This is a genomic window from Stutzerimonas stutzeri (genome assembly GCF_019090095.1).
GTDB lineage: Bacteria > Pseudomonadota > Gammaproteobacteria > Pseudomonadales > Pseudomonadaceae > Stutzerimonas > Stutzerimonas stutzeri_AN.
The window spans coordinates 2,011,810-2,032,485 of the sequence record NZ_JAGQFP010000002.1 but is presented as its reverse complement, the minus strand read 5'-3'; the positions used below and the strand labels follow the sequence as shown (position 1 = coordinate 2,032,485).

General features: G+C 62.7%; 19 protein-coding genes. 11 read left to right on the top strand and 8 right to left on the bottom strand.

The window, feature by feature from the left end:
* Nucleotides 1-43: 43 nt before the first annotated feature.
* Nucleotides 44-283 carry a DUF1127 domain-containing protein gene (locus KVO92_RS19175; RefSeq protein WP_217477096.1) on the bottom strand — a complete coding sequence of 80 codons (240 nt, stop codon included), beginning with the start codon at nucleotides 281-283 and terminating at the stop codon, nucleotides 44-46.
* A 94-nt stretch (nucleotides 284-377) separates the two neighbouring features.
* Between KVO92_RS19175 and KVO92_RS19170 the strand changes: the two genes are divergently transcribed.
* Entirely contained in the window at nucleotides 378-1,232 is an 855-nt protein-coding gene (locus KVO92_RS19170) for a LysR substrate-binding domain-containing protein (RefSeq protein ID WP_217477095.1), read from the top strand.
* Between the two features lie 29 nt (nucleotides 1,233-1,261).
* Here the strand turns inward: KVO92_RS19170 and KVO92_RS19165 are convergent, their stop codons facing one another.
* Nucleotides 1,262-1,735, bottom strand: a complete 474-nt coding sequence (locus KVO92_RS19165) for a MarR family winged helix-turn-helix transcriptional regulator (protein ID WP_217477094.1) — start codon at nucleotides 1,733-1,735, stop codon at nucleotides 1,262-1,264.
* Nucleotides 1,736-1,955: 220 nt separating this feature from the next.
* Here KVO92_RS19165 and KVO92_RS19160 point away from each other — a divergent pair, with 220 nt between their 5' ends.
* From KVO92_RS19160 to KVO92_RS19140, 5 genes are all read left to right on the top strand, one after another.
* Nucleotides 1,956-3,728 carry an N-acetylglutaminylglutamine amidotransferase gene (locus tag KVO92_RS19160; protein WP_217477093.1) on the top strand — a complete coding sequence of 591 codons (1,773 nt, stop codon included), beginning with the start codon at nucleotides 1,956-1,958 and terminating at the stop codon, nucleotides 3,726-3,728.
* Nucleotides 3,729-3,818: 90 nt separating this feature from the next.
* Entirely contained in the window at nucleotides 3,819-5,561 is a 1,743-nt protein-coding gene (gene ngg / locus KVO92_RS19155) for an N-acetylglutaminylglutamine synthetase (protein ID WP_217477092.1), read from the top strand.
* Between the two features lie 113 nt (nucleotides 5,562-5,674).
* Nucleotides 5,675-6,874 (top strand): osmoprotectant NAGGN system M42 family peptidase, encoded by a 1,200-nt coding sequence (locus KVO92_RS19150; RefSeq protein WP_217477091.1) that lies wholly within the window; start codon nucleotides 5,675-5,677, stop codon nucleotides 6,872-6,874.
* A gap of 225 nt (nucleotides 6,875-7,099) precedes the next feature.
* A complete protein-coding gene (locus KVO92_RS19145; protein WP_217477090.1) occupies nucleotides 7,100-9,853 on the top strand; it encodes a hybrid sensor histidine kinase/response regulator in 2,754 nt (917 codons plus the stop codon).
* Between the two features lie 9 nt (nucleotides 9,854-9,862).
* Complete coding sequence (locus tag KVO92_RS19140) at nucleotides 9,863-10,093, top strand: YheU family protein (protein ID WP_217477089.1); 231 nt, start codon at nucleotides 9,863-9,865, stop codon at nucleotides 10,091-10,093.
* Nucleotides 10,094-10,096: 3 nt separating this feature from the next.
* On the opposite strand, the gene KVO92_RS19135 is transcribed toward KVO92_RS19140, so the two are convergent.
* The 5 genes from KVO92_RS19135 to KVO92_RS19115 form a co-directional block, all read right to left on the bottom strand.
* Nucleotides 10,097-10,519 (bottom strand): hypothetical protein, encoded by a 423-nt coding sequence (locus KVO92_RS19135; RefSeq protein ID WP_217477088.1) that lies wholly within the window; start codon nucleotides 10,517-10,519, stop codon nucleotides 10,097-10,099.
* Nucleotides 10,520-10,637: 118 nt separating this feature from the next.
* Nucleotides 10,638-11,783, bottom strand: coding sequence for a CynX/NimT family MFS transporter (locus KVO92_RS19130; protein ID WP_217477087.1), 1,146 nt, complete (start codon nucleotides 11,781-11,783; stop codon nucleotides 10,638-10,640).
* Between the two features lie 108 nt (nucleotides 11,784-11,891).
* Nucleotides 11,892-12,698 (bottom strand): SDR family oxidoreductase, encoded by an 807-nt coding sequence (locus KVO92_RS19125; protein ID WP_217477086.1) that lies wholly within the window; start codon nucleotides 12,696-12,698, stop codon nucleotides 11,892-11,894.
* Nucleotides 12,699-12,883: 185 nt separating this feature from the next.
* On the bottom strand, nucleotides 12,884-14,539 hold the full coding sequence (locus KVO92_RS19120; protein ID WP_217477085.1) for a cation acetate symporter: 1,656 nt from the start codon (nucleotides 14,537-14,539) through the stop codon (nucleotides 12,884-12,886).
* Nucleotides 14,539-14,856, bottom strand: a complete 318-nt coding sequence (locus tag KVO92_RS19115) for a DUF485 domain-containing protein (RefSeq protein ID WP_021208538.1) — start codon at nucleotides 14,854-14,856, stop codon at nucleotides 14,539-14,541. The genes KVO92_RS19120 and KVO92_RS19115 overlap by 1 nt, the downstream gene beginning before the upstream one ends.
* A 251-nt stretch (nucleotides 14,857-15,107) precedes the next feature.
* On the opposite strand from KVO92_RS19115, the gene KVO92_RS19110 reads away from it, so the two are divergent.
* The 4 genes from KVO92_RS19110 (at nucleotide 15,108) to KVO92_RS19095 (ending at nucleotide 18,801) form a co-directional block, all read left to right on the top strand.
* A complete protein-coding gene (locus tag KVO92_RS19110) occupies nucleotides 15,108-15,332 on the top strand; it encodes a DUF2061 domain-containing protein (RefSeq protein WP_217477084.1) in 225 nt (74 codons plus the stop codon).
* Nucleotides 15,333-15,807: 475 nt separating this feature from the next.
* The gene (locus KVO92_RS19105) at nucleotides 15,808-17,100 is read left to right on the top strand and encodes a serine/threonine protein kinase (protein ID WP_217477083.1); all 1,293 of its coding nucleotides are present in this window, start codon (nucleotides 15,808-15,810) and stop codon (nucleotides 17,098-17,100) included.
* Between the two features lie 7 nt (nucleotides 17,101-17,107).
* Nucleotides 17,108-17,863 (top strand): MlaA family lipoprotein, encoded by a 756-nt coding sequence (locus KVO92_RS19100; protein ID WP_217477307.1) that lies wholly within the window; start codon nucleotides 17,108-17,110, stop codon nucleotides 17,861-17,863.
* 92 nt (nucleotides 17,864-17,955) lie between these two features.
* Complete coding sequence (locus KVO92_RS19095; protein ID WP_217477082.1) at nucleotides 17,956-18,801, top strand: pirin family protein; 846 nt, start codon at nucleotides 17,956-17,958, stop codon at nucleotides 18,799-18,801.
* Here the strand turns inward: KVO92_RS19095 and KVO92_RS19090 are convergent.
* Nucleotides 18,791-19,741 carry a lipid A biosynthesis lauroyl acyltransferase gene (locus tag KVO92_RS19090; protein WP_217477081.1) on the bottom strand — a complete coding sequence of 317 codons (951 nt, stop codon included), beginning with the start codon at nucleotides 19,739-19,741 and terminating at the stop codon, nucleotides 18,791-18,793. The two genes, KVO92_RS19095 and KVO92_RS19090, sit on opposite strands and share 11 nt — an antisense overlap.
* A gap of 160 nt (nucleotides 19,742-19,901) precedes the next feature.
* Here KVO92_RS19090 and minC point away from each other — a divergent pair, with 160 nt between their 5' ends.
* Nucleotides 19,902-20,633 carry a septum site-determining protein MinC gene (minC, locus tag KVO92_RS19085; RefSeq protein WP_217477080.1) on the top strand — a complete coding sequence of 244 codons (732 nt, stop codon included), beginning with the start codon at nucleotides 19,902-19,904 and terminating at the stop codon, nucleotides 20,631-20,633.
* Nucleotides 20,634-20,676 lie beyond the last annotated feature (43 nt).

The window sequence follows — 20,676 nt, the reverse complement described above, 5'->3', positions numbered from 1 at the left end:
ACCAAGCGATGCGCCTGCCCTGAAAACCGCTGCGGCTCACGCTTCAGCCGCGCCGGAACGGCTCGTCCCAGAAGGGCCGATTGGCTTCGGTGTCGATATCCGCGCGGCTCAGTCCAAGATCCTTGAGCATGTCGTCACTCAACGCAGCCAGTTGCCGGCGCTGGCGATACAGCGAGTGCCAGCGGCGAAGCTGTTGCCAGAAGCCGAGCAGTACCTGGCCGAATGAGACGCTACGGCGGACGACGATAGGGTTGGTTTTCAGAAACTCAGCATGACCTTTCATGATGCACCTCCGAGTGAGATGGCATCAGTGTCCGGCCAGCGCTATGATCAATCCAACGAATGTTACTGATAGCTCCCATCTCGGAGATTGATGAATGGCCAACTATCCCAGTATCGATGCCGAGTTGCTGCGCAGTTTCGTGGCGATTGCCGATCATGGTGGCTTCACGCGGGCTGCCGATGCCGTCAATCGCACCCAGTCGGCGATCAGCATGCAGATGAAACGGCTCGAAGAAGATGTGCTGCAGCGCCCTCTGTTCGAGCGTGAAGGCCGGCAGGTTCGGCTGACAGCCGAAGGTCAGGTGTTGCTCGGCTACGCCCGACGCATCCTCAAGCTGCACGGTGAGGTGCTGACCACCTTCCGCGAGCCGCACATGGTCGGCTCCGTGCGCATCGGCACACCGGACGACTATGTGATGCGCTTTCTCCCGGGCATCCTGTCACGCTTCGCCCAGGCGTACCCGCTGGTGCAAGTGGAACTGCACTGCGAGCCATCATTTCAGTTGCTGCAACGGCGCGACCTGGACCTGACCATCGTGACCCGTGAGCCCGGCACGGAGATCGGCCAACTGCTGCGGCGCGAACGTGTCGTCTGGGCCGAAGCTGCCGGTTTCAACGTCCACGAACAGCGGCCGATTCCACTGGCGGTGTTCAACAGTGAATGCTTCTGCCGTGCCTGGGCCTGCAACGCCCTGGACAGCCTGGGCACCCCCTTCCGAATCGCCTATACCAGCCCCAGCTTATCGGCACTGATGGCCGTGGTCGGGGCCGGCCTGGCCGTTACCGCCCAGCTGCAAAGCCTGTTGCCACCGGACATGCGCCAACTGGGCCCGGCCGAAGGCTTTCCCGAGTTGCCGGTGAGCAGCATCGTGCTGTTGCGCAACGATCGCAGCCAATCACAGGTCAGCGAAACGCTGGCCGAACACATCGTCGAAGGGTTCCGTCTGTAGCCGTCACACGCTGAACGGGCCGGGCGCCGCTAGTCGGTCGGACCACACAGCGAGGCGGCGCGCAGCAGTGCCGCCGCGATACCGTGCTGCTCCCATTCAGGCAGCGCCGTGAAGCGCTCAACGAACTCCGGCGGCAACAACGACGGGGCCTGCGTTTGCAGGGCCCTGCCCTCGGGCGTCAGCAACAACCATTGCCGACGTCGATCCTGATCGTCCCGCTGGCGCAGCAGCAGGCCTCGTTCGGCGAGCCGGTCGAGCTGGCCAGACAGGGTGGCGGCGGTCAGGCTGACGCGCTTGCTCAAAGCGCTGGCGGTCAGCTGCCCTTCGTTGGCCATGACCTGCAAGATCATCAACTGCACCGGGCTCAGTCCCCCGTAACGCGCCAGCCGCTTGGCATGGACTTCGGCGTCCTGTTGCAAGCGTCGCAGCGCCTGGAACAGGGACAGCTCCAACGGTGACGGCTGTGCACTATTAGTTTGATCCGAAATATTTTTATCGCTCATAGTCCAGATTTCTGTCGAACACCAAAGTTTGACATGAAAGCATTTGTTTGTTTCTCTGTAAAACCCGACTGACCTGACAGGACGCGGCGCGAACGGCGCCAAGACGTGTTGGCATGCGCGTCAAGTGGCGGTCCTGAGCCCTGCGCGCCGGTCTGAAAAGCTGAACTTCACGATCCGCGGGTCAGTCACACTCCCCAACGGCTAAACCGGTAAGGATCCTATGTGTGGCATAGCTGGCGAACTTCGCTTCGATAATCAACCGGCCGATCTGGCCGCGGTTGAACGCATCACCCAACACCTCACCGCTCGTGGTCCCGACGCCTGTGGCTTCAATAGCCAAGGCCCCGTCGCATTGGGCCATCGACGCCTGAAAATCATGGATCTGTGCGAGGCCTCCGGCCAGCCCATGATCGATTCGGCGCTGGGGCTGTCCATGGTCTTCAACGGTGCCATCTACAACTATCCGGAGCTGCGCGCCGAGCTCGAAGCCCTGGGCTACAGCTTCTTCTCCGGAGGCGATACCGAAGTGTTGCTCAAAGGCTTTCACGCCTGGGGCGAGGCCTTGTTGCCACGCCTCAACGGCATGTTCGCCTTCGCCATCTGGCAGCGCGATACGCAGGAACTGTTCATCGCCCGGGACCGCCTGGGGATCAAGCCGCTGTACCTGTCGAAGACGGGTGACCGCCTGCGATTCGCCTCGGCCCTGCCCGCGTTGCTCAAGGGCGGCGACATCGCCGGCGTGCTGAACCCCGTGGCGCTCAACCACTACATGAGCTTCCATGCTGTGGTGCCGGCCCCGGACACCCTGATCGCGGGCATTGAAAAGCTGCCGCCGGGCACCTTCATGCGCGTCGACGCCACGGGCAAATCCAGCCAGCAGCGCTGGTGGACACTCGAATTCGGTGCCAGGGAAGACGAGCAGAACTACAGCTTCGAGGATTGGCAGGAGCGCACCCTGGCGACCCTTCGCCAATCGGTCGCGCTGCGTCAACGCGCGGCAGTCGATGTCGGCGTGCTGCTGTCCGGTGGTGTCGACTCCAGCTTGCTGGTCGGCCTGCTTCGCGAAGCGGGCGCGGCGGACAACCTGCTGACGTTCTCCATCGGCTTTCAGGATGCCGGTGGTGAGCGCGGTGACGAATTCAAGTATTCCGACCTCATCGCCGAGCACTACCAGACACGTCACCACCAGTTGCGCATCCAGGAGAAAGAGATCCTGGAGCGGCTACCCGCTGCCTTCCAGGCGATGAGCGAGCCGATGGTCAGCCACGACTGCATCGCGTTCTACCTACTGTCGCGCGAGGTCTCCAAGCATTGCAAGGTAGTCCAGAGCGGCCAGGGTGCGGACGAGCTGTTCGCAGGCTATCACTGGTATCCGCAGGTCGACGGCGCGGATGACCCGGCCGCCGCCTATCTGGCGGCGTTCCGTGACCGCAGTTACGAGGAATATGCCGAGACCGTGCAGCAGCAATGGGTCAAGGGCGACTTCTCCGGCGACTTCGTGCGGCAGCACTTCGCCCAGCCAGGCGCTGAGGCAGCGGTCGACAAAGCACTCAGGATCGACAGCACCGTGATGCTGGTGGACGACCCGGTCAAACGCGTCGACAACATGACCATGGCCTGGGGCCTGGAGGCGCGGGTGCCGTTCCTCGACCACAACGTGGCCGAACTGTCGGCGCGCATCCCGGCCAAGTACAAGCTGCCCGATGGCGGCAAATACGTCCTCAAGGAAGCTGCTCGCAAGGTGATTCCGGCGGCAGTGATCGATCGACCGAAGGGTTATTTCCCGGTGCCTGGCCTCAAGCATCTGCAGGGCGACACCCTCAATTGGGTGCGTGAACTGCTGACCGACCCGAGCCAGGATCGCGGCCTCTACAACCCGGCCATGCTGGAAAAACTGTTCAACGATCCGGAGGGCCAACTGACGCCACTGCGGGGGTCGAAACTGTGGCAACTGGCGGCAGTCAACCTATGGTTGAGCGAGCAAGGCCTATGAGCATTCGATCGTGACAGTGCCTGTTCCATCGCGGGCGCGCGCGTTCCGTCTGTTCGCCGCGCCGACATGACCAGCTCCAAGGAAAACACCATGCAGAAGTCTCAAGCTTACGGACAGCGATTGTTGCGCGGCCAGACACCTACCTACGAGCGGCTGCAGGCGCGCCTCGCCGAGGATGGCCAGGAAGAGCCGCAAGGCCCGGTAACGCTGCACTGTGGCTGGGGCCGGATACTGGTTGGACACACCTACTCGGACCCGGCCGACCTGGCCGCGGATCTGCTGGGCGAGCAAGCCGGCGAGCGAGACATTGCGCTTTACGTCGCCGCCCCGCATCAGGTCCTCGCCTATGCGCCGCAGCAGTTGTTCCTTGATCCCTCCGACACCATGCGCATCTGGTTCACCGATTACCGGCCGGCGCGCCGTAGTTTCCGCGGCTTCGGCATTCGCCGCGCACAAAGCGACGCTGACTGGAAGGCCATCAACTGCCTGTATCAATCGCGCGGCATGCTCCCGGTCAATCCAGAGCTGTGCACGCCGCGGGAAAAAGGCGGGCCGGTCTATTGGCTGGCCGAGGATGACGATTCCGGGCAGATCATCGGCAGCGTCATGGGTATCAATCATCACCGCGCATTCAATGACCCGGAGAACGGCTCAAGTCTCTGGTGCCTGGCGGTCGCGCCGAGCTGTACCCGTCCTGGCGTCGGCGAGGCGCTGGTTCGTCATCTGATCGAACAGTACATGGGGCGCGGCCTGGCTTATCTGGACCTGTCGGTCCTGCACGACAACAAGCAGGCCAAGGCGCTCTACGCCAAGCTGGGCTTTCGCGACCTGCAGACCTTCACGGTCAAGCGCAAGAACACCATCAACCAGTCACTGTTCCTCGGCCCCGGTCCCGAAGCCGAACTCAATCCCTACGCCAAGATCATCGTCGACGAAGCGCGGCGGCGAGGTATCGAGATCAGCATCGACGACGCCGAGGCCGGCCTGTTCACCCTCACCCACGGCGGCCGCAAGGTGCGCTGCCGCGAGTCGCTGTCGGACCTGACGTCCGCCGTCAGCATGACGCTGTGCCAGGACAAAAGCCTGACTCACCGCACCCTGGCGCGCGCCGGGTTGAAGCTGCCTGCGCAGCGGCTGGCAGGCTCGCCCGACGACAACGCCGCTTTTCTACAAGAACACGGCAGCCTGGTAGTCAAGCCGGTCGATGGTGAGCAGGGGCACGGCGTCTCGGTGGATCTGCGAACTCCCGAGTCCCTGGAAGAGGCCATCGTCCAGGCACGCCAGTTCGATCAGCGGGTGCTGCTCGAAGGCTATCACCCAGGCCTCGATCTGCGCATCGTGGTGATCGGTTACGAGGTGGTGGCCGCCGCCATCCGCCGTCCTGCGGAAGTGGTGGGTGACGGTAGCCACAGCATTCGCCAGTTGATCGAAACCCAGAGTCGCCGTCGCCAGGCCGCCACCGGAGGCGAGAGCCGAATTCCCCTGGACAGGGAAACCCAGCGCTGCATCGAAGACGCCGGGTTCGATTACGACACGGTGCTACCCCGCGGGCAGCACCTGGCAGTCCGTCGCACCGCGAATCTGCATACAGGCGGGATGCTCGACGATGTCACCGACACGCTGCATCCTGAGCTCATCGAGGCCGCCATTCGTGCCGCTCGCGCGCTGGAAATCCCAGTGGTGGGCCTGGACCTGCTGGTGCCAGGCGCGGATCAACCGGACTATGTGTTCATCGAGGCCAACGAGCGCGTGGGCCTCGCCAATCATCATCCACAGCCCACTGCGGAGCGGTTCATCGACCTGCTGTTTCCGCTGAGCCACAACAGCCACTAGCTGCCGCCGTCACGAAGGTGACCATGGTCACCTTCGGACAGGCCTAACGCGGCATCGCTCGCATTCATTCATCGCATGGCGGCAGCCATCCACGTGCCCCCTAAGGAATGATCATGACTGCAAAGCTTCCTGAACCCGATCTCAACTATCTGCAACGCGTATTGCTGGAAACCCTGGCGATCCCAAGCCCCACGGGCTTTACCGACACCATCGTGCGATACGTGGCCGAGCGGCTCAGCGAATTGGGCATCCCGTTCGAACTGACCCGCCGCGGCACCATCCGCGCAACGCTCAAGGGCCGCCAGGACAGCCCCGACCGTGCCATTGCCGCGCACCTCGACACCGTCGGCGCCAGCGTCCGCGAAATTCATGAAACTGGCCGCTTGGGCCTGTCGCCGGTGGGCTGCTGGTCAAGCCGATTTGCCGAAGGCAGCCGCGTCAGCGTCTTCACTGACCATGGCGTGATACGCGGCAGCGTCCTGCCCCTGCTCGCCTCAGGGCATGCCTTCAACACAGCCGTCGACGAGATGCCGATCAGCTGGGACCACGTCGAGCTGCGCCTCGATGCCCATACCAGCTGCCGCGCCGACAGCGTTGCGCTGGGCATCCATGTGGGCGACTTCGTGGCCTTCGATCCGATGCCGGAGTTCACCGACAGCGGGCACATCAGTGCCCGCCACCTGGACGACAAGGCCGGCGTGGCAGCACTGCTCACGGCCCTGAAAGCCGTGGTGGAAAGCGGCCAGGAATTGCCGATCGACTGCCATCCGCTGTTCACCATCACCGAAGAAACCGGCTCCGGGGCCGCGGGTGCGCTGCCGTGGGATGTCAGCGAGTTCGTCGGCATCGATATCGCGCCAAGCGCCAAAGGCCAGGAATCCAGCGAGCACGCTGTCACCGTCGCGATGCAGGATTCCGGTGGACCCTACGATTACCACCTCTCTCGCCACCTGCTCAAGCTGGCCGAGAACCATGACATTCCGGTGCGCCGGGATCTGTTCCGCTACTACCATAGCGACGCCCAGTCGGCGATCGCAGCCGGGCACGATATCCGCACCGCCCTGCTGGCGTTCGGCTGCGATGCGACCCACGGCTACGAGCGGACCCATATAGACAGCCTCGCGGCCATGAGCCGTCTGGTCAGCAGCTACCTGCTCAGCCCGCCGGTCTTCGCCAGCGATGCACATACCGGACAGGGCTCGCTGGAAAGCTTCAGCCATCAACTCGAACACGAGACCCAGATGGAGAACGACACGCGGGTACCGCCAGTGGATTCGATATTCGACAAGCGAGCCGACGAGCCATCCGATTGACCGGCGGGTTTCATGATCTGCCGCCAACTTGAGGCAATTGCCGATTGCGAGGCGGCCTTGATCCGGGCAAAGTCGCAAGTCACTGAAATATATGGATTGCCTGGATAGACTGGGCATTCGGCGAACCTGGCTTGCCATTCGCGTCACAAACCTGCGCACGGCCCTGCGGATCAGACGGCGATTGCCCTGTCCCCTGAGACGTTGCGCACGACTCCGGGTCCCAACATGCTGCCGCGTCTTTGCCTGGCTCTATTGCTCTGTTGTGTATCTGCTCAGCTCTGGGCATTCACCCCGGTGCCAGTGACTACGCACGATTTCCGCCAGTCCCTGGGCAACTGGACGTATTTCCTGCGCGACCCGGCTGCCGAGCTGAAGACCAACGAAGTGCTCGACCTGCCGGAGAAGACCTTCGAACCGGTCGACGCCGAGCACGTCAACAAGGGCAAGAATGACGATGTCTGGTGGTTTCGCGTCGAGCTGGACAACCAACTGAACGACGCGGTCGGCGGTTTCGTCGAAATCAACTATCCATTGCTTGATCACATCGAGCTGTATCTGCGCCACCCGGACGGCAGCGTCAGCCGGCAGCAATCGGGCGACGAGCGCCCTTTCAGCGAGCGCTCCGTCAAAGTGAGTAACTTCTGGTTCCCGGTCGACCTGCAACCCGGCACCTCGACGCTGCTGCTACGGGTGCGTAGCACCAGCACCATCTACGTGCCGCTGTATTTCAGCACGTACAGCGCGAGCGCCGCCGCGGTCGAGGATTCGATGGGGCTCGCCGGTGCGTTCTACGGCGTGCTGTTCGCGATGTTCTGCTACAACTTCTTTCTCTTTCTCTCGCTGCGCGAACCTGCCTATTTCTGGTACCTCATCTACAACGTCAACGTCGGGCTGTTCGCGCTCAGCTTCGACGGGCGTCTGGTCAAATGGCTGAACGACGGTGGGGGTGTCGTCGCCCTGGGCATTTATGCGCTGATGCTCAGCCACTGCCTGATCTCGATCCAGTTCAGCCGGCATTTCCTGCATACCCGCGAGCATTTTCCGCGGCTCGATTTCGCGCTGCGTGTTGGGTTTCTCGTCTCGTTCGCCGCGCTGCTATCCGGGGTGGTCCTCGATCAGCAGACCTGGAGCGTCCTGGCCAGCGTCATGGTCATCGCTTCGTCCATTGGCCTCTTGCTGACCGGTGCGTTCGTCTGGCGCCGCGGGGTGCGTTACGGTCTCTATTACACCCTGGCCTGGGGCGTGTTGCTGGTGACCTTCGCCATCGTCACGGCCGGCTCGCTGGGTTTCAACCCGTTCGATCTGTATGGCTCGACGATCGTCAAGGTCGGTATCGCTTTCGAACTGATCACGTTGTCCATCGGCCTTGCCGACCGGATCAACCTGCTCAAGGAAGAGGGTTTCCGCTCGCGGCAAGCCGCCGCGCGCGCCGAGAGCGAAAACCAGGCCAAAAGCCGCTTTTTGGCAAAAATGAGCCATGAAATCCGCACGCCGCTCAACGGCGTTCTCGGTATGTTGCAGCTGTTGCGCGACACCCCGCTGGACCGCAACCAGCGCTTCTATCTCGATACGATCTCCAGTTCCAGCGCCTCGTTGATGTCGGTGATCAACGACATTCTCGACTACGCGCGCATCGGTGCCGGAAAACTCGTGCTGGAAGACATCGAATTCGATCTCGAGGCCCTGCTCTCCGACACCATCAGTCTGTTCACCGCCCAGGCGCTGGAGAAGCAACTGCGCCTGCACGTCAGTCTCGCGCCTGGCGTGCCGCGCCGAGTACGGGGCGACCCAACCCGGCTCAAGCAGATCCTGTTGAACCTGATCAGTAACGCGGTGAAATTCACCGAGCAGGGTTATGTGATGCTCGAGGTCACGCCCCAGGGGCCTGCGGATGCTCGTACGCTGGAGTTTTCCGTAACCGACAGCGGCATCGGCATGCGCCCCGAGGTTCTCGCACAGCTGTTCGTGTCCTTCTCCCAGGGCGACTCCAGCACCACGCGCCGGTACGGCGGCAGCGGGCTGGGCCTGGTCATCAGCAAGGAGCTGGTGGAAATGATGGGCGGCCAGATCGCCGTGCAAAGCGCCCCAGGGCAAGGCAGCCGTTTCAGTTTCGCCACGCCGATCCGCGAGGCCGGGGGCAACCATGATCCGCTCATCGCGCTGCTCGAACGGCGCACGGCCGTGATCGCCTCCCAGGATGTACGTGCGCTGGATGCGATGGGCAATCTGTTGATGCGCTGGGGGATGCGGGTGGTGCGCTGTGAGGAGCCGCAGCGCCTGCCGCGCTACCTGGACGACCACAGCGCCCCGCCTTTGCTCGTCATCATGGCGCCGTGGCCGGGGCAACCCGCGGATTGGCTGGCGCCGCTGAGCAACCAGCTCGAGCCCCATCAGCGTGTCTTGTTGCTCCACCCGCCGCAAAGCGGAGGCGCTTTCCCCGACACCGACCTGCGCCTGATCCAGTTGCCGTTGCCGCTGCTGATCGCCCCGTTGCGCGAGGCCCTGCATCGGCTCTATCAGCCGTTGAACAGGACGGCCCCGGACCCCGACTCCCGCACTGCGACGCCCTGCTCGTGCATCCTCGTCGCCGAAGACAATCCCGTCAGCCAGATGGTGGTTTCAAGCTTGCTGCGCAAACGGGGTTACGAGGTGATGATTGCCGAGAACGGCCGTCGCGCCGTCACGGTCTATCGGGAAAATCCTTCGGCCATACAGGCGATCCTGATGGACTGCGAGATGCCAGAGGTGAACGGTTTCGAAGCCAGTCGCCAGATCCGAACCCTGGAGGCCGAACGAGGCCTGGCACCGGTCCCGATCATTGCGCTGACCGCGCATGTACTCGATGGCCACCGCCAGCAGGGCAGCGACGCTGGAATGGACGACTTCATCGGCAAGCCATTAGACACCGAGCAGCTGTATGCTTGCCTGGACCGCCATCTACGCGCGACGACCATCGCCGAACCTGACCAGCCGACCTGACCTGCAGCCATGCTCATCCCTCACGACCAGCTCGAACCCGACACGCTCACTCGCCTCATCGAGGATTTCGTCACCCGCGAAGGCACCGACAACGGCGACGAGACGCCCCTGCAGACCCGCGTCGAGCGGGTGCGCCACGCATTGAGCAAAGGTACGGCGGTGATCGTCTTCGATGCCGACCATCAGCAATGCCAGCTGGCGCTGAAACGCGACGTGCCAAAGGAATGGCTGGAGGATTGAGCCTTAGCCCAGCACGCCGCCGTCCCGCTCCCAGGCGCAACGCATGCGCAGATCGCGCTGATGCGGGCTGTGCGAGCCACTTTCGGTTTCCCAGCGAAAGGTGTGCGTCCCGCTGAGTTCGGTTTCCAGGTGGACCACCGCACTGGTCCAGTAGAGCTCGTTGAGCAACGCCTCGAAGTTGCGGACCCACAAGGCCCACTCGTACTCGATTGCACGGTAGCTGGCGCCGAAGTGAATCACCTGGGTCTGGTAGAGGCCGTCGCCGGAACAGCAGGAAAACATCTCGCGGCCTACGAACGGCCAGCCCTCGCCTTGCGGCAGGTTGTCCAATGCACGGCGATTGCGTTCACGACGATACCGACCCTCTTCAGCGTCAGCCGATGGCCAGTCGCGAATGCTGCCATAGACGATGGATTCCGGCTCCACGCGAACACTCCAGTCGAAAGGCCGACATGTTCAACCAAAACCCTCCGGCGTGCCAGCATCTGCATGCGTTTGGCGCACCTGCGTCGAATGCAAAGTGATGCCGGTCACGGCAAGGGATTCAGGCCCGGGGGGTAGCGCCCGGATCACGTCGCGGCGCCAGCTGCAGCGCGAGCACCGACATGACGGCCGCCATGCCTGCCAGGACCAGAAACGGCCAGCGGTAGTCACCGGCAAGATCGCGCCCTAGCCCGGTCAGCACAGGCGAGAAGCACGCCAGGCAATAGCCGGTACAGAGCATCATGGCCGTCAGCCGGCTGACCTCCAACGGGGTACTGGCCTCATACATGGGCAGCACCAGCGACATCGAGAAGGTACCGTTCAGGGCGATCCCCAACATCATGCAGACAACCAGCGGCTGCACCTGCGGAACCCAGGCGATAATCAGCAGGCTGGTCGTCGCCATCACGCCGCACACGGCCATCAGCAGGTGCCGCTTACCGAATCGCTGCGCCAGCCAGGGCATGGCGAAGGCACTCGGCAAGCCAATCAACATGAAGCCACCGAAGAAGGTGTTGCTTTGCAGCAGGCTGAAGCCTGCCTCGTGATACCGCGCGACCAGCCAGGTCGCCAGGGCGTAGAACAACCCGGCCTGCAGGGCGAAGTAGATGCTCACCAGCCAGGCACGCGGCTCGCGCCACGGCAATCCGGCTCGCCGTTCGACGGCGGACTCCGGTTGGTTGGGCAGTCGCCACCAGAACATGACGGCCAGGATCGCCGGGATCGACCAGATCGCCAGGCCCAAGGTCCAACGCTCGTCCAGCAGCTGCGTCGCAGGCACCGTCAACACCACGCCGATGGTGCCGCCAACAGCCATGCTCAAGGAGTAGAAGGCGGCGGTCTTGCCGACGCGGTCGAGGAAATAGCGCTTGATGAAGCCCGACAACAAGGGGCCGGTTACAGCGATGCCTGCGCCGACCATGGCCGCCGTGCCGATCAGCACCACCGGATTGTCGCCGAGCAACCGCAACACCAGGGCAAGGCCGATAAGGCCAAGGCAGAGCGTGATGGTCCGTTCCAGGCCGAACCGCACGGCCAGCCGCGGCGCCAGCGGCGCCAGCAATCCCATGAGCAGTACCGGCAACGCCGTGGTCAGGCTGATCAGGCCTCGGCTGAGATTCAGTTCGTGCGCGATGCGTTCGATCAATGGGGCGAAGGAGGTGATACCGGGGCGAAGGTTGATGGCGGCGAGCACCAGAGCCAGCATGAGCAGCCAGCGAGACGGGTTTTTTACAGTGGATCCATGGGTCGGTCTGGGTGGACCGGCAACCCTACTCCCGGCCCTGGATCACGGCAAGCAAAACGGACCTATTGGTCAGCTTCTGCTCTTGTTGCGCTTCTTCTCGGCCAGCGCCGCCATCTCGTCGTAAATCGCTTGCGGATTCTGCTGCTTGATCTGCCAGGCCATGCGCCCTTCGTCGTGCGGCAGGATCATGAAGACGCCTTCGGCCACCTGGCGATAGATGTAGTCGGCGATATCCGCCGCGGTGATCGGCGAAGCTTCCAGCAGTTTGCTGATCTGCGCTTTCATGTTCGGAGTCGGCCCGCGATAGGAGTCCATCAGGTTGGTCTGGAAGAATGATGGGCATACCACATGGACACCCACCTCCTGCTGCTTCAGCTCGACCAGCAGGCTTTCCGACAGCGCGACCACGCCCGCCTTGGCCACGTTGTAGTTGCTCATGCCGGGCGCCTGCATCAACGCCGCCATGGAGGCGATATTGATGATCTTGCCGCGGCTTTTCTGAACCAATGGCAGGAACGCCTTGCAGCCCTTGACCACGCCCATGAGATTGATCGCGATCTGCCAGTCCCAATCTTCCAGCGAGAGCTCTTCGAAGAAGCCACCCGAGGCGACACCGGCGTTGTTGACCACCACGTCGATCCCGCCAAGCTTGCTGTCGCAGGCCTGCGCCAAGCCGGTCAGCTGGCTGTAGTCACGCACGTCACAACGCTGAGTGAAACCATCACCCCCTGCGTCGCGAACCATTTTCAGGGTTTCTGCCAGACCCGCTTCATTGACGTCTGAAAGCGCCAACTGCCAACCTTCTCGCGCCCAACGCAACGCGATCTCGCGACCGAGACCGGATCCAGCGCCAGTGACCATCATGCGATTTTGCATCGTGTGTTGCCTTCTTGTTCGTTGAGTTGCAACGAGTCTAGCGAATGCCGCAGCGCACTCTGGCCTCTATCGAAATGCTGAATGACTGGCATATCTCGGGCCCGATTGGCGTCGCCCGAATGGCTTTTATCGACGAAAAAAAAGGGCAGCCAACTGGCTGCCCTTCCATTTTTCGCGGTCTCTTATCAGTGGGCGACCGCACCACTGGAGCCCAGCCCGGTCTGCGAGCGGACGAACTGCGAGAAGAAACGCTCGCGCTCGAGGCCTGCCGACTTGGACTTGTCGGTGATCGAGAAGAACCAGATACCGACGAACGCCACGATCATCGAGAACAGCGCCGGGTACTTGTAGGGGAAGATCGCCTCGGCGTAGCCGAACACGTCGACCCATACGGTCGGGCTGATGATGGTCAGGACCAGCGCCGTAGCCAGGCCCAGAGCACCGCCGATCAGCGCACCGCGCGTGCTCAGGCCTTTCCAGTACATGGAAAGGAACAGCACCGGGAAGTTGCAGCTGGCGGCGATCGAGAAGGCCAGACCGACCATGAAGGCGATGTTCTGCTTCTCGAAAATGATGCCCAGCAGGATAGCCACGACACCCAGGGTCAGCGTCGTGATCTTGGTGACGCGCATCTCTTCCTCTTCCTTGGCCTTGCCCTTCTTGATCACGCAAGCGTACAGGTCATGGGAAACCGCCGAGGCGCCGGCCAGCGTCAGGCCAGCCACCACCGCGAGGATCGTGGCGAAAGCGACCGCGGAAATGAAGCCGAGGAACAGGTTGCCACCCACCGCATTGGCCAGGTGGATCGCCACCATGTTGGTGCCACCGATGACGGCGCCCGCGGCGTCCTTGAACTGTGCATTGGTGCTGACCAGCAGGATCGCGCCGAAGCCGATGATGAAGGTCAGGATGTAGAAGTAACCAATGAAGCCAGTGGCGTAGAAGACGCTCTTGCGCGCTTCCTTGGCGTCGGCGACGGTGAAGAAGCGCATCAGAATGTGCGGCAGACCAGCGGTACCGAACATCAGCGCCAAGCCCAGCGAAATTGCCGAAATTGGGTCGGAAACCAGACCGCCGGGGCTCATGATGGCCGCGCCCTTTTCATGGATCTTGACGGCCTCGGCGAACAGGCTGCCGAAGTCGAAATTGACCGCCTTCATCACCATGATCGCCATGAAGCTCGCGCCGGACAACAGTAGCACGGCCTTGATGATCTGCACCCAGGTAGTCGCCAGCATGCCGCCGAACAGCACGTACATCACCATCAGCACGCCGACCAGCACCACCGCGACGTAGTAATCCAGACCGAACAGCAGCTGGATCAGCTTGCCGGCGCCGACCATCTGCGCGATCAGGTAGAAGGCCACCACGATCAGCGAACCGAACGCCGAGAGGATGCGGATCTGGGTCTGTCCGAGGCGGTAGGACGCCACGTCGGAAAAGGTGAACTTGCCCAGGTTGCGCAGACGCTCGGCCATCAGAAAGAGGATGACCGGCCAGCCGACCAGAAAGCCGATCGAGTAGATCAGGCCGTCATAGCCGCTGGTGTACACCAGCGCGGAAATCCCCAGGAAGGACGCGGCGGACATGAAGTCGCCGGCGATCGCCAGGCCGTTCTGGAAGCCAGTGATGCTGCCGCCGGCGGTGTAGTAGTCAGACGTGGAGGTGTTGCGCTTGGCCGCCCATTTGGTGATGCCCATGGTGAAGCCGATGAACGCCACGAACATGGCGATGGCGGTGTAGTTGACCGCCTGCTTCTGGACGTCGCCGGTCAGCGCATCAGCCAGAAGCAGGGGCGAGGCAACCGTCAGTGCCACTGCTGTCAATAAACGCAGAATCATTATTGCTGAGCCTCGTTGAGGATTTCCTGGTTGAGGCGATCGAATTCGCCGTTGGCGCGTTGCACATAGACGCCAGTCAGAATGAACGCCATGAAAATCACGCCAACACCCACCGGGATCCCCCAGGTCGTGACCGTATCGGCCGCGAGCGGAATGCCCAGGATCTTGGGATCGAACGCGATCAGCAGGATGAACGCGAGATAGGCGCCCAGCATGACGGCCGACAGCAGCCACGCGAAGCGACCACGCTTGGCAACCAGCTCCTGGAAGCGCGGATTGGCATAGATCTGCCGGTAAACATCTTCATTGTTTTGCATTGAGAGTCTCCACGGTCTCGCCCCTGATCAGAGCAGGTGGCTACTTTAGGGCCCGGCAGGCTGAACACCACTCGACCATGGTCTTGTTTTTATTTACTGGAACGGCCGTTTTAGACGCCTCGAATCAACCGAGACGGCTTGATAGACCGGACCTATGCAGGGGATCGAGCACCGCGATTGTCATTTGCGGCGCGACAGCGGGAGACTGGCGCCAACAGAGAATAATTCTCGACCGCATACGGAGTTTCGCCATGCTCAAGACCGTGACCTTCACCCTGATGCACTTCTGCATCGCCTTCACGGTGACCTACGCCTTGACTGGCAGCGTTGCCGCAGGCGGTCTGGTGGCGGCCATCGAGCCGCTGTGCAATTCTGTGGGCTTCTACTTCCACGAGCGCATCTGGCAGCGCCTGGACAAACGTCAGCGTAGCGGCGACCCGATTCCGTCTCACGCGTGGTTGCATCATCACGCGTGACCCTGTCTCGACCGCTTCACGATGGCCACAGCGCTGCGCAAGCGCCTCAAATCCTGGCTTGCCGCGGAGATCAGGACCCCGCCGAAGCGGATGGGATGCTGGCCCGACGCAAGCCGCTACGCAACCAGACGGCTTAAGCGTGGTCTATGAAGATGCGCTGAGCCTGGCTCGGTCGATCGACCGCTCTGCGCAGCGCACGCAGGAAGACAGAAGCGCTCATCCCGGAGGAGCAATGCGCAGTACCCGCACCCGTCGTACGTCAGCCGCGACACCGGCGCACCGCCACGCCGACCTAACGTTCCGCAACGCTTGCTGTTCGTCCGCCACGCAGCACCGCCTGGTTTTATCCGGCTCGGTCGACAGCAATCGCCGCTTGGCCAGACGGCGGACCGATGTTTTCTGCCAGCATCGATCAACTCACTTCCTGCCTATCCGGCTCGCCGGTCCCCATGCTTGTCCCAGGAGCGCCCTTTAGATGCGAATGCTGCTGTGCCTGACCGCGCTGCTGACGCTGGCCGTCACCTCTGCCCGTGCCGCTGATATCAGCGTCGAGCAGTACGGCTACCCGCTGAGCAACCCGTTCGAGGCGACGATCGCCACGACGCCTGCCAATCTGCGCGCCGAAGTACCCGGCGACGAGGACATCGATCAGGCCGACTACAGCCTGCGGTTGCGCCCTGAGCGGGAATTCACCCTGCCTGAGAACTTCTGGGCGGTTAAGCGCTTGACCTACCGCTTGGCCAAGCAACCTGGCCCGGCGCCACTGATGTTCATCATTTCCGGCACCGGAGCCAGCTATTCGGCGGAAAAGACCGAGTCGCTCAAACGGCTGTTCTACGGCGCCGGCTATCACGTGGTGCAGCTGTCGTCCCCGACCAGCTTCGATTTCATCGCGGCGGCTTCGCGCTACGCCACGCCGGGCTACAGTCCGGACGACGCCAAGGACCTGTACCGCGTCATGCAAGCGGTTCGCGCGCAACAGCATGATCTGCCCGTGACCGAATTCAACCTGATCGGTTACAGCCTGGGCGGGCTCGATGCGGCCTTCGTCAGCAAGCTGGACGAGACGCGGCAAAGTTTCAACTTCAAGCGGGTCCTGATGATCAACCCGCCGGTCAACCTCTATACCTCGATCAGGAACCTCGACAAGCTGGTCCAGACGCGGGTCGAAGCGATCGATAGCACCACCACCTTCTACGAACTCATCTTCGACAAGCTGACCCGCTACTACCGCCAGAAAGGTGCCATCAACCTGGACGAAGCCATGCTGTTCGACTTCCAGCGATCGGCCTTGCGGCTGACCGACGAACAGATGGCGATGTTGATCGGTTCGGTGTTTCGCTTCTCCGCCGCCGACATCGTCTTTACATCGGACCTGATCAACCGTCGCGGCCTGATCGTCCCGCCGAACTACCCGATCGATGAGGGCACCAGCCTCGAGCCCTTCTTCCGCCGCTCATTGCTCTGCGACTTCGATTGCTACATCACCGAGCAGCTGATTCCCATGTGGCGCGCGCAACAGGATGGCGGCAGCCTGGCGCAGCTGGTTCAGCAGGTCAGTCTCTATGCGCTGGAAGATTACCTGCGCAGCAGCCCGAAGATCGGCGTCATGCATAACGCGGACGACATCATTCTCGGTCCCGGCGACCTCGGCTTCCTGCGCCGTACCTTTGGCCAACGCATGACCCTCTACCCGCGCGGCGGCCATTGCGGCAACCTCAATTACCGGGTCAATGCCCGAGACATGCTGGAGTTCTTCCGTGGCTAGACGTCAACTGCTCGCGTTGCTCATGCTCGTCAGCGGCGTGGCCAGCGCACAGACGCCGACCGCCGATGAGGACGGTTTCACGCAGCCGCTGCGCAACCTCGAATTCAACCCCGGCCTGGACCAGCGTGAGTTCGAGCGCGCCACGTTCAACGCACTGGATATCTACGATCCCTGGGAATCGTTGAATCGGCGTATGTACTATTTCAACTACCGCCTGGATCAATGGGTGATGCTGCCAGCGGTGCGCGGCTACCGCTACGTTACGCCGAAGTTCGTGCGCACCGGGGTCAGCAACTTCTTCAACAACCTGGGCGAAATCCCCACGCTGTTCAACAGCGTCGCCCAGCTGAAGGGCCAGCGCGCCATGACCACCACCGCGCGTCTGCTGTTCAATACCATCCTGGGCGTGGGCGGCGTGTGGGATCCGGCGACGCGAATGGGGCTGCCCCGCTACAAGGAGGATTTCGGCCAGACGCTCGGTTTCTACGGCGTGCCCCACGGCCCCTATCTGATCCTGCCGGCACTGGGCCCGTCCAATCTGCGTGACGCCACGGGGCAGGTCGCGGACTTCAGCGTGGAACGCCAGGTCGACTATTTCAGCTATGCCGAAGCCAGCGGTGGCGAGTTCGGCCTCACGGCGTTGCGCCTGATCGACATTCGCTACTCCACCCCGCTGCGCTACGGCCAGCTCAACTCGCCGTTCGAGTACGAAAAGGTGCGCTATGTCTACACCCGCGCCCGCGAGCTGCAAATCGATGAGTGATCGATCCGTTCGATAGGAACGGCGTAGTTTTCTCATCCATGCATCGAGCCGCTGCCGGTAGTCTCTCCCGATCAGCGACTTGGAGCATTGCCATGACCCTGCGACAGATCCAGCACATCAGCACTGGCCGCCCCACCTCGGACGGTGCCGGTGTTCGCCTGACCCGGCTGTTCGGTGGCGCAACACCGGAGCGGTTCGATCCCTTTCTGATGTTGGACGAATTCGGCTCGACCCAGCCCGACGAATACATCGCCGGCTTCCCGCCACACCCGCACCGCGGCTTCGAGACGATCACCTACATGCTCGAGGGCCGCATGCGCCACGAGGACCATCTGGGCAATGTCGGCTTGCTCGACAGTGGCGGGGTGCAATGGATGACGGCCGCACGTGGCGTCATCCACAGCGAGATGCCCGAACAGCAGGAAGGCGCCATGCGGGGTTTCCAGCTGTGGTTGAACCTGCCCGCCAAGCACAAGATGAGCGACCCGGACTATCGGGATTACGCTGCCGACGAGATACCTCGGGCCGGACTGCCCAGCGGCATCGAGGCGGTCGTCATCGCCGGCCGACTGACCGCCGAGGGTGTCGATCTGGCCGGGGCGGTACAACGAGCCGAGACCGAGCCACAGCTGTTCGATCTGCACCTGCCCAGCGGCCGTCACCTCGAGCCGCAGCTGCCCGATGGGCATCGGCTGATGCTGCACGTCTACGAAGGCACGATCAGCGTTGCCGGCAAAACGCTGCACCAGCATCAGCTGGCGGTGCTGTCCGAGCGGGGCCTGCTGCGCCTGGAAGCGCTGGCCGATGCCCGCGTGCTGTTGCTGGCGGGTCGCCCGCTCGGTGAGCCAATCGTTCAGTACGGTCCGTTCGTCATGAACAGTCGGGAAGAGATAGAGCAGGCGCTACGCGACTTCCGCGACGGCGTGTTCACGGACTGACGGGCTTTTTCGGTAGCTTGCGGTACAGGTTCGGCTCGCCTTCCGGCCGCGTCTTGAAGCGGCGATGTGCCCACAGATACTGCTCCGGGTGCTGCCGGACCGCCTCTTCGACCCAATCGTTGATGCGCCGGCAGTCGGCTTCTTCGCTTTCGCCGGGAAAATCGGCCAGCGGGGGGTGGATGACCAGCCGATAGCCGCTGCCGTCGTCCAGGCGCTCCTGGGTGTAAGGAATCACCCGCGCCTTACCCAGCCGCGCGAACTTGGTGGTTGCCGTGACGGTGGCCGCATTGATGCCGAACCAGGGCACGAAGAGGCTCTGCTTGCGGCCGTAATCCTGATCCGGCGCGTACCAGATCGCGCGCCCGGCGCGCAGCACCTTGAGCATGGCGCGCACGTCTTCACGCTCGATGGCTGTGGCATCCAGGTTGTGCCGCTCGCGACCACGACGCTGGACGAAATCGAACACCGGATTCTTGTGCTCGCGGTACATGCCATCGATGGTATGGCGCTGGCTCAGCAGCGCCGCGCCGATCTCCAGCGTGGTGAAGTGCAGCGCCATGAGGATCACGCCCTGCCCTTCGGCCTGCGCCTGCTGCAAGTGTTCCAGCCCCTCGATATGCGCCAGGCGCTGCAGGCGGGCCCTGGGCCACCACCAGCTCATTGCCATTTCGAAGAAAGCGATGCCGGACGAAGCGAAATTCTCCCGCAGCAGCCGCTCGCGCGCCTTCTCGTTCAACTCGGGAAAACACAGTTGCAGGTTACGCCGCGCGATGTGCCGCCTCGATCGCGCCATTCGGTACATCAGCACGCCCAGCGCTCGTCCGAGCAGCAACAGGATCCGGTACGGCAGCTGAATGACCAGCCACAGCAGACCCAGGCCGAGCCAGAGCAGCCAGAAACGCGGACGAAGGAAGGATGCGCGAAAACGAGGACGATCCATTGAAAAGCCCGAACCGATAAAAGCGCGCATTCTAGCGACAAATCGCCCGGTGATGCGGCAGGGTCTCGATACACGGCAGCGATGCGCTCGGCCAGGCGAGACTTGCAGCCAGCGGTTTGCCCCGCTATAAGTCCTCGCCATTTACCGTAGCAGGCAGACCATGAGCCAAGCCGATCCTCTCGACCAAGCCCCCGTGTTCCAGCTCAAGGGCAGCATGCTTGCCATCACCGTGCTGGAGCTGACGCAGAACGACCTGGAACGTCTCGATCGACAGCTGGCCGTCAAGGTCGAGCAAGCACCGGACTTTTTCAACAACACGCCTCTGGTTCTGGCGCTGGACAAGCTGCCCACCGACAGCGATCTGGATCTGCCAGCGCTTATCGCACTGTGCCGCAAGCACGGCCTGCGCACCCTGGCGCTGCGCGCTGGCGATGTTCGAATCATCGAGGCCGCCGGCGCGCTGGATCTACCGGTCCTGCCACCGTCTGGCGCCAAGGAGCGCAAGCTGGACCTGGCCAGCAAGGCTCCAGCAGAGCCGGCGAAACCCGCCGAACCGGTTTACCGCCCTACCCGGGTGGTCACCACGCCGATCCGTGGCGGGCAGCAGGTGTACGCCAAGGACGGAGACCTGATCGTGCTGGCTGCGGTCAGCCCTGGAGCGGAACTTCTCGCCGATGGCAACATCCATGTCTACGGTCCGCTGCGGGGACGCGCTCTGGCCGGCATAAAAGGTGATACCAACGCACGGATTTTCTGCCAGCAACTCGCTGCGGAAATGGTCTCCATCGCCGGCCGTTACAAGGTCGCCGAAGATCTGCGTCGCGACCCGCTGTGGACCGAAGCCGTACAACTGAAGCTATCCGGCGACGTGTTGAACATCACCCGCCTTTAACGGATACTGCCGCGAATTTTCAGCACCAAAACGGGCGTACCGT